Origin of the sequence: Flavihumibacter fluminis, assembly GCF_021491375.1 — a bacterium.
Taxonomy (GTDB): Bacteria; Bacteroidota; Bacteroidia; order Chitinophagales; family Chitinophagaceae; genus Flavihumibacter; species Flavihumibacter fluminis.
The window spans coordinates 721,015-734,362 of sequence record NZ_JAKEVY010000003.1 but is presented as its reverse complement, the minus strand read 5'-3'; the positions used below and the strand labels follow the sequence as shown (position 1 = coordinate 734,362).

Sequence of the window (13,348 nt, the reverse complement as noted above, 5' to 3'; positions counted from 1 at the left end):
TCTAAGGTATCAACTTTGCAGCCAACAAACAAAGTTGAACCATGACAAAAATTACAGTAGCAAAAGGAGATGGTATCGGTCCGGAGATCATGGATGCCACTCTTGAGATCATCTTAGCCGCAGGTGCGCAACTGGAAATCGAAGAAATAGAAGTCGGTGAAAAAGTATACCTGGCTGGAAATTCAGCAGGTATTGCCCCGGAAGCCTGGGACAGCATCCGTAAAAACAAAATCTTCCTGAAAGCTCCCATCACTACCCCCCAGGGTGGCGGCTACAAAAGCCTGAATGTAACAACCCGTAAATTCCTGGGACTCTATGCCAATGTAAGACCTTGTTTCAGCCTTCACCCCTATGTGAAGACCAAGCACCCTACTATGGATATCGTAATCATCCGGGAAAATGAGGAGGATCTCTACGCAGGTATCGAACACCAGCAAACCGATGAAGTAGTTCAGTGCTTAAAGCTGATCAGCCGGCCCGGATGTGAAAAAATTGTACGATATGCCTTTGAATACGCAAAACAATACGGTCGGAAAAAAGTAACCTGCTTTACCAAAGACAATATCATGAAACAAACCGATGGCTTGTTTCACCAGGTATTTAACGAGATAGCGGCCGAATACCCGGAGATAGAAAATGAACATTGGATCATCGACATAGGTGCTGCAAAAATGGCCGATACCCCGGAAGCCTTTGATGTGATTGTAATGCCGAATCTTTACGGAGATGTACTGTCAGACGTAGCAGCCCAGATTACCGGTTCAGTAGGACTGGCGGGCTCTTCCAACATCGGCGAAACTTGTGCCATGTTTGAAGCGATCCATGGATCAGCACCCAGAAGAGCCGGACAAAATGTGGCCAATCCATCCGGACTTCTGCAGGGAGCTATCCTGATGCTGAATCATATCGGCCAATCTGAAGTGGCGGAGAAAGTACAAAACGCCTGGCTTAAGACGATGGAAGATGGCATACACACTTATGACATCTATAAAGAAGGTACCAGTAAACAACTGGTAGGTACAAAGGAATTTGCCAAAGCGGTAATCGCCAACCTCGGACAACAACCGGCAACTTTAAAACCGGTTCAATTCCCCAAGGGGTCAACGATGAACCTGCCCACGTACAAACGTAAGGAGCCAGCAAATAAAGAACTGGTAGGAGTGGATGTTTTTGTACACTGGTCAGGTACTAATCCTAATGAACTGGCGGAACAAGTTAAAAAAATTGGGGACAACGAGGTAACACTAAGCATGATTACCAATCGCGGTATTAAAGTATGGCCGGATGGATTTGAAGAAACATTTTGTACAGACCACTGGAGATGTCGCTTCAAACCGGTAAACGGTCATCCAATCAGCAAACAGCATATCATACAATTGCTGAGTCGCGCAGAAGAACAGGGAATCGACAGTATCAAAACTGAAAATCTCTACAATTTCAACGGCAAACAGGGATATTCCCTGGGACAGGGCCAATAAACCAGTAAAACTAAAAATCATGAATCCATTACAGCTCATCCAGGGCAGCTTTGAAAAGGAAGATGCACTGGATCTTATCACCGAACTCGTTCAGGTAAAAATTCGTTACCATGAAAACAAAATCGGTCGTTCTGAAAATGAAGAGGACATTGAAAGAAGGGAAGGAAGGATTCGTCAGCTTCAAATGGATTTGGCCAAACTACGGGAGGAATTCAATCAGCAAAGTAACAGAATAGCTATACAATCAAACATTGAAATTGCATAACCATGTCAGAAACAACAAAGAATATTACCCTGATAAAAGGAAATTTTTCCGCTGAAGAAGCAAAGGATATTTTAATCACGCTGTTAAACAATAAAATCAATTTCCATCAAATGAAAAACTTCAGTTTGATGGAAAGATTTGGAAAACCTGAATATGGATCCCAGAGCAGGATTGATGAATTAAAACAGAATCGGGATGAATTAAACAATCTCTTCAAAGCAGCAGAAGAAAACAATATAACCTTCAGCATAGATTCGATCATTCAGATTCGGATGAACGAAACGAATTAGCTCTACTTTGTCAAATTTAGTTCTTTGAATTTTTTAGGGACGAAACGCACGCCGGACGCGGAATTCACGTACTTTAGCGGTCAGAAAAAAGACACACCCCACGAGTAGAAACTCACGGGGTGTAAATAAAAAAAACTATGGGACGAAAATATATAATTTCCGACTCGTAGAGAGTCGGTTATTGAATTTTCTTCTCCGTTTTGAATTTCTTTTTTTCACACTTACCCGTAAGGTATCGGGCAATGCCCTGGTTTATTTAAAGGGTCTGCTCCTTTGCCGTCGCCGCAATTGTCAGCAGATGGCCATGGAACTTCAGGAGTCGAATCAACAACGCTTACATCATTTTATCGCACAGTCTAAATGGAACGTCCGCCAGGTCATGGATGTAGTAACCCTGCAGTTTTGGAAACTTATCGAATCACTGGGGCTTACAGAAGACAGTTGTCTTATTATCGATGAAGCCGGAAATCCTAAAAAAGGACGTCATTCGGCGGGTGTAAAACGTCAATATTGTGGTCAGGTAGGTAAAATCGAGAATTGTCAGGTAGGTGTTTTTGGTGCTTTGTGTGCTGGTTCGCTAGTGAATCTGGTGCAAGCCTCTTTATTTGGAACAGCCACCAATGGTAGTAAGATTGAACAAGCTAAAAGCATCATCCGGCATGTAATGAAGGAACTGAAACTACCTGTTCGCTGGATTTGCTTTGACGCTTTTTATGGCCGGGATGCTGCACTGCTGGCGGATTTGATTAAAAATGACATTGAGTTCGTAGCGGATGTTCAGGATAACCTTCAAATCTGGCTCGAGGCTTTTCAAATGCGCATTCCAGTTCAGCAGCCGGGTGCTAGAGGTCGCAAATCGAAGCTTGCAAAACCAAACCGACCTTCCGTCTCCATTAAGGCATATGCCGCGAGTTTGTTACCAACACAATGGAAATTTATTACCGTGCGTCATCAAAGCGGTGGTAAAAAATTACAGGCCTGGTTCCATTCCAGAGACATCTATATTTTAAATCCATTGACCAATCGTAAGCAACTGGTAACGCTATTGATCAGGGAAGACAAAGACGGAACCATAAAATATAGCTTTTGTCATTCCCCGGGATGCTCGTTACAGGAATTAGCTTACCGGCAATGCAAACGTTACTTTATAGAAAAGGCCTTCCGGGAAGGAAAAAAAGAACTGGGGTTGAACGAATATCAGACAAGAAGTGAAGAAAGCTGGCTAAAACATATGGCCATGATTATGCTGGCACAATTATTCTTAAACCAGGAAAAAATAGTTCACTATGAAAAAGAAAAATTATGGCTGACAACACAAGATGTTTTACAAACCATCAAATCGTCGCTTCATTTTGTAAAAAGGACCATCGAAGATTTATTAGATTACATCCTATCGAAACAACCGCCAGACAAGCGTTTGGTAAGAAATTCTCTGTATTTACGAATGTGACAAAATAGAGTTAAGGTTTTTTTGAAATTCCTTTTTGGCATTGTGATGCGATTCAAAGTCAAATGTGGTTTGATTTTGATATTCGTTAATGGTATTAAAAGCATCTTCATCTATTCCCAAGCCAACTAATATTCTCACCTTATCTATTGGTTCGATAGTTTCTGACAATTGAAAAAAACCACTAGAACGGAAATAGCCTACTAACACATCAAAGTATTGAGTATCACTTAGTGTGGCTTTAAACCTATCCAGTAATGTTTGGCCAGGCTCATTCGTGAAGAATGTTAAGTCTGTATGTATTCCGTTATTTTCCGACATCTGATTCTTTCCTTTACAAGTAGCAATTTACAAATTCAATTTTGGGTGACTTTACATTTATATTTTTGTACTTAACATATAGTTTACTTCATCATTTCCAATATTTCTACTTTTACCCTTTCATACGCCTTTTCCTGCTCATATTGCTCCTCTGGCCGTATCAACGCTTTTATATCGCCAAAAAACGCATCATCTTTCAGTTTCAGTTCCATATTCTGCACAAATAGCTTTTGCGTGGGCGGATGCTCCACCACAAAATCCATATACCTGTTATAGCAATTCAGCAGGGCATTTATATCCAGCCTATTTATAACAGAAATGGCCTTATACAGATCAAATAAATCACGTCCTTTCCGGCGCTGGTATAAAGCCCGAAGCTTTGTTCCCAGCAGTTCTTCTATTTGATAGGTCGTAATGCTGCAGGAGCCGGTGAACCAGGCAGATTTTACTTCAAATGGAAATTGCTGATAACCCATCACGGTAAAATGCTCCCGGCAATTGGTTTCAATTTTTAACCGGAGGTTTACAACCGGAGGAAGTTCGGATTCAAAACGATAGAGCAGTGTGAAATTGTTTTCTTTCTGCTTTCGCTGCGGCTCTCCTAAAAATGTCAACCGCTCTTTCAGCCTGTCTGCTATCGGGCCAAAAGGCTCGGCTGTAATTTGTACCAGGTCTATATCTTCTGAATACCTTGGTTGCGGCTGAATGTACAGTTTGTGCAACGCAGTACCACCCCGGAAAGCCAGACGGCTTGCCAGCCATTCATCAGAAAATATTTCCACCAAAGCCCGGCAAATAACTAGATCCTGCTCCACCTGCTCGGTGGTTTGCCATGGTACATAATTGGCCCATTCGGTAATATATGCCTGTGGTATCATTCGTTTAGTTCAACCTGAGTATTTACAATTACTTTCCAGCGTTCATTTACCGGAAACCCTTTTGTTTCCGCTGCTACTTTAAGCGGGGTACGAAACATTGTAATTTCATTTTTCTGAATGGCTTTTTCTAAAGCATCTGCAAGTGAAAAGTTTTGCAATACTTTTTCCAGTAAATAACCCAAACGCTGTAAGATGGCCGCAGGAACATAATCAACTAATTCAGTATTAAAAGCTTCAGGCTTTATTACGTCAACCAGTTCAATCAGTACTTCTGCCACCCTTGTAATGCCGCCAACTCTTTTAGCATATTGTACCAAATCAGTTGCTGTAAGAACGGGATTGGATATGTTGAGATAGCCTGCTTCTGTTTTGCGTTTTTCAAGCAATTCTTCCGGTATTTCCTTTTTGCTGATATAATTTACTTTCAATCCTTTTTTTGCAGTAGGCCTCAGCACAGGAAAGTTTGTTACCACAAAAAATTCCTGTGGTTGCTGATGCGAAGCTCCATGATAGACTGCTGCATTTAGCAGCGCCAGATAATAGGGACGATTCAATTCTTTCATAAAAGCATCGAGATACAATGCTGGCGGCAGTACACCTTTGGATTTATACTGCGGAGGTATAATGAGGTAATAGCCTTTATGAATGGATAAAATACTGCCCTTTGCCGCTAAACGCATCAAAGAATATTTAGCAGCTACAGTGGTCTGTTCCGGGAATGCATCACGAAGCATCTCAAGGGAAAAAGAGAATTTGCCTCTAGCAGCCAGGTCGCTAACCCAATCCTCCAAACTTGTATTTGGCTTAACTATCCCCAAAAGAGTTATTTTTTGCGAAAGGTAGCATTTTTCACTACTTTTTGCAAAAAATAACTCACATTTTTTACTTGCCGAGGTACTATGAGGCCATCAACAAAAAGTTTTAAACTAGCTGTGCTTCCAAGATACCCTTCCAGCTCACAAAGCCGCTCTTAGCATCGGTATAATCATGCATAACACGACTGAAATTTGCATGATCTTTCTTCAGATAATCCTGTTTTCCGGTCTCCCTGATTTCTTTTAATATGGCATCTACTTCTTTCAACCCCAGCCGGAGTGCTTCGGTGTTTTTATCAAAATGCCAGATATAAGTTGCTTCTTCACTGTTCAGGGTTTCCCACACCAGGTGGTATTTTGATTCTCCGGTTAATAAAAACAGGAAGGAAAAGGGATTTAAGATAAACCTGAGTTTCAAAACCTGGGAAAGATGTTGAGATGATAAATACTTAAGCTGATGGAAATGTTTTGAGTTTTTAACGGCCAGAATATCATCCACCAGTTTTTGATCAGATTCAAACAGTTTTCCTGTTCCCACAGGGTTTTGAAGGAGCGTATCGATTGTATGCAGCGTGTTATCAGTTTTGCCGTTAAACCCAATTACTCCACGTTTTACAAACTCAAATCGTACACTATCAATAATACTATGATTAATCTGATCAATATCTTCTGAGCGAGCAGAGACTGAAAGTATCTCTTTCTCATTATATCTTATTTCAAGCTCAGTAGTTATCAGCTTTTTCTTAAGTACTTTTGAAAAATACTCTTTGACTACTTCAAATTCCGGTCTTATATCTGGGTTCTCGACTTCAAAGAAAACATCTTGTTTCAATTCTTCTATATAGATTGAAAAAGAAACGAAAGCTTGCTGAAACTGAAGTTTCACAAAAGGCACTTTCATTGTTTTTTTAAGCGTATAGCAAGCCGATTTTTTCATTACATTTTGCGGTACTATCTGCAATACAGGCTCATTAAACTGACCTGCATTTTGGGTGCTAACAGGAAATTGCCTTAGATGAACGGAATGCAGTAAATGGGAGGTGTTAATGGTACGAAACTTAATTTTCTCGATAGGTAAAAATTGAAATTCCACCTGTACGGAACTGCCAGGTTCGGGATGAGCGTTGTAATTGATAATCTCCGTCATTAATTCACCGGTATCCTCGTTGTAGTTTAGTACTTGTACTAACCAGGCAACCCCTTCTTTAAATCTTTCAATAGGTGTTTCAATATCCAGGCAGCTTATTGGCAAAAGGCAATCTGCTGAATTTATCATGACAATATCTCCATCAAATAGCAGGAGTAGCTGATCAAATTTTTTGAGATTTCCGGAATTCAGGAGTTTTCTATAATACTTGTTTCTATGCCTGAATTGATTCTCCAGGAACTCGATATGCTTATCCCGGTAATCATAGATAAAGGGAATATTTTCGGATCGCTGTACCCTGCCGATATATTGAATAAGCTTGCCTTCAAAAGAAAATGGGAAAGCCAAAACAAGGCTATCAATATTTGTAATATCAGTACCCTCCCCTAAAAATTGTCCGGTGGTAATCAATACCTGAAACTGACTGTCTGCAACTTGCTTCATCTTTATTTTCTGCATAGCAGCAGAATCGTCGCCGGAAACAGTTAGTACCTCACATTTACTTTTCAAAAATTGCTGCAACGCCTCAATATGTTCTTTTCTTTCAGTGAGAACCAATACTTTATTTCCGCCTGCTACTTCTGCCTGTATATCTTCTGAAATAAGTTGGTTTCGGCTGGTGCCGTGAATTAGCGCCTTATACAGTGTTTCTGTTTGGTCAGTTTTATAATCAAAAGGAATCATTAAATCAGTTTCCCGAATAATAACTGATAATTTCCGGCTCTGCTGTGAATTAATTTTTATTTCGTGTATGATGTCTCCAATATGAACAAAGATTAATCTTTCATCATTTCCTTTTCTGATGGGAGTAGCCGTAAGCCCGAATAAATAATAAGAAGATAGTTGACTGATTACCTCTCGGAATGTCTTGGCAGGCACATGATGGCATTCATCAACTATAATAGTGCCGAAAGAAGAAAACAGTGGGTTGTCTGGTTTAACAACCGCTAAAGATTGAATCATGGCAACGGTTATGTGAGTTCCGATCTTTTGTTTGCCTTGTGCAATTTTGCCTATATGTGCTGCCGCAATCCCCATGAAGGATTGTATTCGCTCAATCCATTGGTCAAAAAGTTGTTGGCGATGTACTATGATGAGAACTGGTTGCTTCTTTTGAGCTGCTATTGCCAAACCAATGACTGTTTTACCCGAACCTGGAGGCGCTACAATAATACCCATCTCCTTCTTTTCAACAGCGGCAACAGCCTGTTCCTGATGTTCATACAATGATGGCCGGAAATTGAACTGAATTGATGTCAGTTTTTTTCGATTGTCCTGTAATTGGTATTGAATTTTTTGTTCTTTGCAATACCTCAATAATTTTCCGACAAATCCTCGTGGTATAATTAACTTATCTTCTTTTTCTGTAAGAGCCTTGAAATAAGACTCTGTTCCATAAGTGTTTTTACCAAGCTTCTTTTTGATAATGTATTCTGAGTTAACAAAGTTCAAGCTCTCTCTTAAAAAATTTATCAGTCCCGTTCCGATCTCATTTCTGTTTAACTCAATACTGTTTGCAAGGCTAATCTGAAGTGTTCCATCAGTTGAAGTTGAATCAGTTTTTAAATTCTGTAGTGGGACAGAAATGTTATTTATCCGGGCATATATTTCATCCAGATGACTGGTGGATACACGTTCAATAGCTTTCATATATTCCCATTGATTAGGAAATGGCTGTAGATTTTCAGGATCAATAAAGCAGGAGTTATCTTTTTCAAGTGCTGCCTTCTGAAAAGGCACAGCAATTAAATTACCCAGTCCCTTTCCGGAGTGATAGTCCTGATTGGGGAACAGGCGGTCGTAATTGGAGTTCTTATCAAACGGAGAAATAATTCCGGATTGCTCAAGAAGATGCAGAATAAGTTTCCTGCTTTTATGAGCAGGATAAGGCTTATCAAAGAAAATCCAGACATGGCCTCCTTTACCGCTTCTTGATCTTTCTAAATAAGAAGGGATATTATTGTCCTCACATTTTTTCAGAAAAATCCTGCATTCTTCTATCCAGGTTTTTTTACTTGAAAGTGATTCGTCAAAGTCGGCGGCTATGAACCAAGATGTATTATCAGCTAATAGCGGATAGATGCCAACAACTTCTTTCCCCTCAAAATGGTTTAAAATTCTTTCTTTAGTAAGTGGACTATACCTTTTGTTTTGAAAGTCTTTTAAAGTACCTCCTTTGGCTTTATGTATTCTAAACTCATCCCAATTCAGATCATAGGCGGGTATGTAACCGCTTTTACCATCTTTTTCCCAACGAATAGCAAATACATTTTCCCGGCCCCTAAATAAGGAGTAGAAAACATTTATGTATTCGTCATTAAAAGCCATTGTACAAAGCTAACACATGGTGTCAAAGGTTCCACATTGCTCCTCAAAAGCTCCACAAACACTCCCTGATTCCTTCCCTTCAAGACATTTGTAAATCAAAAGCGTAAACGAGTCCGTAAAAAAATAACTCAAAATCAAACCTATTAAATAAAAACACCCTCCAAAAAGGGCTAATTCATACTTCTCACTTCTAACTTCCAATGGTAGTCCCGACAGGAATCGAACCTGTATCTAGAGTTTAGGAAACTCCTATTCTATCCATTGAACTACGGGACCAGCGGAACTTTTTTATTCCGGGCTGGCAAAAATAATGGTTTTGACCGGTTGAACAACTGATTTATTGGCTAGCTTTCGGGTTGAAAACCGGCATATGAAACCATCAACAACCAACCCTCCAACTGCCTGCATCAGCAGGATGCTGATCGCTCTGGCGATAGGATTTCTATGTTTGAGCCTGACCAACAAAACGCAGGCACAAAAAAACCGTAAGCCTTCCAAAACCAACTCCGCTATGCAGATTCGCATCAATCACATCGCCCTCTATGTTACCAATCTCGAAACCAGCACCAATTTTTACAGGGATGTGATTGGCCTTGATACCATTCCCGAACCTTTTCATGATGGCCGACACACCTGGTTCAGTGTTAGCGAAAACGCCCACCTGCACCTGATCTCGGGCCGCGCTAACCCTCCCGAGGCGGAGAAAAACACCCATCTCTGCTTCTCCACCGGCAAAATGGATGAACTGCTTGAAAAACTCAAAGCCAAAGGCATCCACTATGAAGACTGGCCAGGTAAAGCCTTTACGGTTACAAAAAGAGTGGATGGCATCCGGCAGATCTATCTGAAAGATCCGGATGGGTATTGGATTGAAATCAATGATGATTTTTAACCTGCTAACTTACCGGGCGGGAAAACCCGACCGGACGTCCAACTTGATTTCCTTAACTTTGCGGTCCATTTCTGAACTATGAAGTTTTACAATTTTGTTATTCGCTATAGATTGTTGCTGGGTTTTCTTTTCCTGGCTATCGCTATCGTTACCAATATTTACGCAGGTTTCTGGCCTGCCTTTATCGCCTACCTGGTGGGCGCTGTGCTGATTTTCGGGCATTTCTTCTTCGGTCCCATGCGCCTGATTCAGGAATATATGGAAACAGGTGATATGGATGGTGCCGAGCGTATCCTCAACCAGATCAAATACCCTAACCTGCTTTATAAGCCCATCCGCTCCGTGTATTATACCCTCAAGGGTAATATCGCGATGATGAAACAGGATTATGACGGGGCTGAAAAAATGATGAAAAAAGGCCTCGATCTCGGTATGCCGATGAAAGAAGCCGAGGGCGCTTCCCTCCTGCAAATGGGCATGATCGCATTACAGAAAAACGACATGAAAACCGGTGAAAGTTATATCCGGTCCGCCCTGCGCAAAGGCCTGCCAGATAAGGAAAACGAAGCCGCAGCCTACCTGCAGTTGTGCTCCATCATGATGACCAAAAGAGAGTTCCGCGCTGCCAAGGATTTCTTCCGCAAGGCAAAAGCGCTGAAACCTACCACTCCGCAGATCGCGGATCAGATCAAGCAGATTGAGAAGTATATCGCAAGGATGCCTGGCTAAAATTCCTTAGCGAAACAACTCTTCCACCTTTTTATACCGGTAATCAAATATGCCTTTCAGCTGCTTGCGCACAAAGAGCGCATTCGCGATATCTCCCAGAATCCACAGGGGTATTTTGTAATGCACGATATCCGTCATCTCCACCCCACCCGGTACCTCGCGGAAATGGTGCTGGTGATGCCAGAGGCTATAGGGACCAAATCGCTGCTCATCTACAAAATACTTCCCCTCCTCCACATGCGTGATTTCCGTCATCCAATACAGGGGAATCCCCAGCAAGGGTTTCACTGTGTATTCAATTATTTGTCCGGGGTACATCTTAGCTCCATGATGTTTGGAAATAATATTGAAGCCCATGTGTGGGGGCGTGATGGTAGCCAGGTTAGCCGGACTTGAAAAAAAGTCCCAGGCCTTCTCCAGGGTGACGGGAAGTACCTGAACGGTTTTTAAAGAGTATACAGCCATGATTTGAAATTGCTGCTTTAACAACCCCATTACAGGAAAATGGTTCAGGATGCGCGCAAATCGGTTAAGTTTGCACCTTCAATGGAAGCGAATTTCACCCGATCACCTAAAAAGATTCCACAAAAGGCCACCGGCAGCCTCATGCTGTTCCTGGCCCTGCTTTTCCTGATTACCCTGGCAGAAAGCTGCGCGAATATTATTCCACCGCTGGGCGGCCCCAAAGACACTATTCCCCCGATTCCCGTTTTGCTACAGCCCAAGGATTCCACCCTGAATTTCAAAGGGAACAGGATCGTGTTCACCTTCAATGAATATGTGAACCTCGACCAGATCCAGCAAAACCTGCTGGTGAGTCCGACTCCCAAAATCAACCCTACAGTGGAGTCTCGCCTGCGCACAGTAAGCGTTCGCCTGCGTGATACCCTGGAGCCCAATACTACTTATACCCTCAATTTTGGAAAAGCGATCCGCGATGTCAATGAAAACAATCCGCTGACCAATTTCACCTATACCTTCTCAACCGGAAATTTTATTGATTCCCTGGAGCTTACAGGGAATGTAATCCTGGCGCAAACCGGCAAGCACGATTCTACCATGATTGTGTTGCTGCATCGTAACCTGGATGATTCCGCGGTGGTAAAAGAACGTCCGAGGTATTATACCAAAGTTGACAGCTCCGGTAATTTCCATTTCCACAACCTGGCACCTGGATCTTATAATCTGTTTGCATTGAAGAATGAAGGCGTGCCCCAGTACAGTGATCCCACACAGTTGTTTGCCTTTTATGGACAAACCCTGGTATTGAATGAACAGAAGCGGGAACCCATCCAGCTCTATGCGTACGCGGAACCCGCACCACCACAGAAACCTAAGAAACCTGCTGCACCCGCCAACAAAAGAAAAGAAAAAGAAGAAGAGCAGGATCGCCGGTTGAGATTTGGTCTCAACCTGGAAAACAGCACCTTCGATGTACTTAAAACCCTGGTGTTGAATTTCCCGGATTCCCTAAAAAGCTTCGACAGTTCCAAACTGATCCTTACGGATGAACAATTCAAGCCCCTGGCCTACCGCCTGGAAGTGGATAGCACTGGTAAACTTTACTCTCTGTTTTACAACTGGCCAATCGACCAGGGTTTCAAACTGATAGCACAGGAAGGGATGGCAGAAGACAGCCTGGGCAAATCGATCTTAAAAACCGATACCATTTCATTCCGCACAATGAAGGACAGTGATTATGGCAGCATCCGGTTCCGCTTCCCGAATATTGATACCAGTTTACACCCGGTATTACAACTGGTGCAGAATGATAAAGTCGCTTTCAGCTATCCCATCCCTGGTAAGGAATTACGCATTGCGCGATTCCGTCCGGCTGAATTTGAAATCCGCATTCTCTTTGATGAAAACCAGAATGGCAAATGGGATTATGGCAGTTTCTTCGGTGAAAAAAGACAGCCCGAAAAAGTGAAGGCCGTTGGTAAGAAAATAACCATCAAAGGCAACTGGGATAACGAGATCGATATCACCCTGTAGATGCTTAATTTTGCAGGATGCAATTACCCTCTGCCTTATTGGAACAAGCGGTGAACGAGTTCAGCAAATTACCCGGAATCGGAAAGAAAACCGCCCTTCGATTGGTATTGCACCTGCTGAAACAGGAACCGGAGAAAGTGGAGGCGTTTGGTGCTGCGCTGTTACGTATGCGAAAGGATACCCATATCTGCCAGCGTTGCTACAATATCTCCGACAGCCTGCTTTGTTCCATCTGCTCCAACCCGATGCGTAAGCAGGAACTCATATGTGTAGTGGAATCCATCCGCGATGTGATTGCAATTGAAAGCACCCAGCAATACAACGGAACCTATCATGTACTTGGAGGCATCATCTCTCCGCTGGATGGGGTGGGTCCTGATCAGCTCTACATTGAGCCACTTGTTAAACGCGTACAGGAAGATGGGATACAGGAACTAATTTTCGCATTAAACCCAACCATCCAGGGCGATACTACTATCTACTACATTCAAAAGAAAATACAACCCTCCACGGTGAAGGTAACCACCATAGCCCGCGGCATCGCATTTGGTGGTGAACTTGAATACGCCGATGAAATGACCCTCGCCCGCAGCCTGCAGCACAGGATGCCAGTGGAGAATCTAAAAGTATAGGAGGAAAGGAGAAAAGGAAGATGGAGGAGGGAACAGCCATCTTCCTTTCCTCCATCTTCCATTCTCCCCGTTTTCCCTATCTTTGCTCCGCCAGGGGGATTTGTTTATTGTTCGACCTGGCAACGCCAACA

The 13,348-nt window shown here is 42.4% G+C and carries 13 protein-coding genes and 1 tRNA gene; 8 read left to right on the top strand and 6 right to left on the bottom strand.

Annotated features, from left to right (window positions below):
* Positions 1-41 precede the first annotated feature (41 nt).
* The 4 genes from L0U88_RS14410 (at position 42) to L0U88_RS14395 (ending at position 3,483) form a co-directional block, all read left to right on the top strand.
* Positions 42-1,478, top strand: a complete 1,437-nt coding sequence (locus L0U88_RS14410) for an NADP-dependent isocitrate dehydrogenase (protein WP_234866776.1) — start codon at positions 42-44, stop codon at positions 1,476-1,478.
* A gap of 19 nt (positions 1,479-1,497) precedes the next feature.
* Positions 1,498-1,743, top strand: coding sequence for a hypothetical protein (locus L0U88_RS14405; RefSeq protein ID WP_234866775.1), 246 nt, complete (start codon positions 1,498-1,500; stop codon positions 1,741-1,743).
* A 2-nt stretch (positions 1,744-1,745) separates the two neighbouring features.
* A complete protein-coding gene (locus L0U88_RS14400; protein WP_234866774.1) occupies positions 1,746-2,033 on the top strand; it encodes a hypothetical protein in 288 nt (95 codons plus the stop codon).
* A gap of 181 nt (positions 2,034-2,214) precedes the next feature.
* Positions 2,215-3,483 carry an IS701 family transposase gene (locus tag L0U88_RS14395; RefSeq protein ID WP_255723131.1) on the top strand — a complete coding sequence of 423 codons (1,269 nt, stop codon included), beginning with the start codon at positions 2,215-2,217 and terminating at the stop codon, positions 3,481-3,483.
* On the opposite strand, the gene L0U88_RS14390 is transcribed toward L0U88_RS14395, so the two are convergent.
* The 5 genes from L0U88_RS14390 to L0U88_RS14370 form a co-directional block, all read right to left on the bottom strand.
* Positions 3,472-3,801 carry a phospholipase D-like domain-containing protein gene (locus L0U88_RS14390; RefSeq protein ID WP_234866772.1) on the bottom strand — a complete coding sequence of 110 codons (330 nt, stop codon included), beginning with the start codon at positions 3,799-3,801 and terminating at the stop codon, positions 3,472-3,474. The genes L0U88_RS14395 and L0U88_RS14390 overlap by 12 nt on opposite strands.
* 83 nt (positions 3,802-3,884) lie before the next feature.
* Positions 3,885-4,679 (bottom strand): nucleotidyl transferase AbiEii/AbiGii toxin family protein, encoded by a 795-nt coding sequence (locus L0U88_RS14385; protein WP_234866771.1) that lies wholly within the window; start codon positions 4,677-4,679, stop codon positions 3,885-3,887.
* The gene (locus L0U88_RS14380) at positions 4,676-5,359 is read right to left on the bottom strand and encodes a type IV toxin-antitoxin system AbiEi family antitoxin domain-containing protein (RefSeq protein ID WP_234866770.1); all 684 of its coding nucleotides are present in this window, start codon (positions 5,357-5,359) and stop codon (positions 4,676-4,678) included. The genes L0U88_RS14385 and L0U88_RS14380 overlap by 4 nt, the downstream gene beginning before the upstream one ends.
* A gap of 241 nt (positions 5,360-5,600) precedes the next feature.
* Positions 5,601-8,969 carry a DEAD/DEAH box helicase gene (locus L0U88_RS14375; RefSeq protein ID WP_234866769.1) on the bottom strand — a complete coding sequence of 1,123 codons (3,369 nt, stop codon included), beginning with the start codon at positions 8,967-8,969 and terminating at the stop codon, positions 5,601-5,603.
* Positions 8,970-9,170: 201 nt separating this feature from the next.
* Positions 9,171-9,245 (bottom strand) — tRNA-Arg (locus L0U88_RS14370).
* Between the two features lie 94 nt (positions 9,246-9,339).
* On the opposite strand from L0U88_RS14370, the gene L0U88_RS14365 reads away from it, so the two are divergent.
* Both L0U88_RS14365 and L0U88_RS14360 read left to right on the top strand, forming a co-directional pair.
* On the top strand, positions 9,340-9,861 hold the full coding sequence (locus tag L0U88_RS14365) for a VOC family protein (protein ID WP_234866768.1): 522 nt from the start codon (positions 9,340-9,342) through the stop codon (positions 9,859-9,861).
* Positions 9,862-9,939: 78 nt separating this feature from the next.
* A complete protein-coding gene (locus L0U88_RS14360; protein ID WP_234866767.1) occupies positions 9,940-10,590 on the top strand; it encodes a tetratricopeptide repeat protein in 651 nt (216 codons plus the stop codon).
* A 6-nt stretch (positions 10,591-10,596) separates the two neighbouring features.
* On the opposite strand, the gene L0U88_RS14355 is transcribed toward L0U88_RS14360, so the two are convergent.
* Positions 10,597-11,055, bottom strand: coding sequence for an SRPBCC family protein (locus tag L0U88_RS14355; protein WP_234866766.1), 459 nt, complete (start codon positions 11,053-11,055; stop codon positions 10,597-10,599).
* A 39-nt stretch (positions 11,056-11,094) separates the two neighbouring features.
* Between L0U88_RS14355 and L0U88_RS14350 the strand changes: the two genes are divergently transcribed.
* On the top strand, positions 11,095-12,585 hold the full coding sequence (locus tag L0U88_RS14350; RefSeq protein WP_234866765.1) for an Ig-like domain-containing domain: 1,491 nt from the start codon (positions 11,095-11,097) through the stop codon (positions 12,583-12,585).
* A gap of 17 nt (positions 12,586-12,602) precedes the next feature.
* Positions 12,603-13,217, top strand: a complete 615-nt coding sequence (gene recR, locus L0U88_RS14345) for a recombination mediator RecR (RefSeq protein ID WP_234866764.1) — start codon at positions 12,603-12,605, stop codon at positions 13,215-13,217.
* Positions 13,218-13,348: the final 131 nt, after the last annotated feature.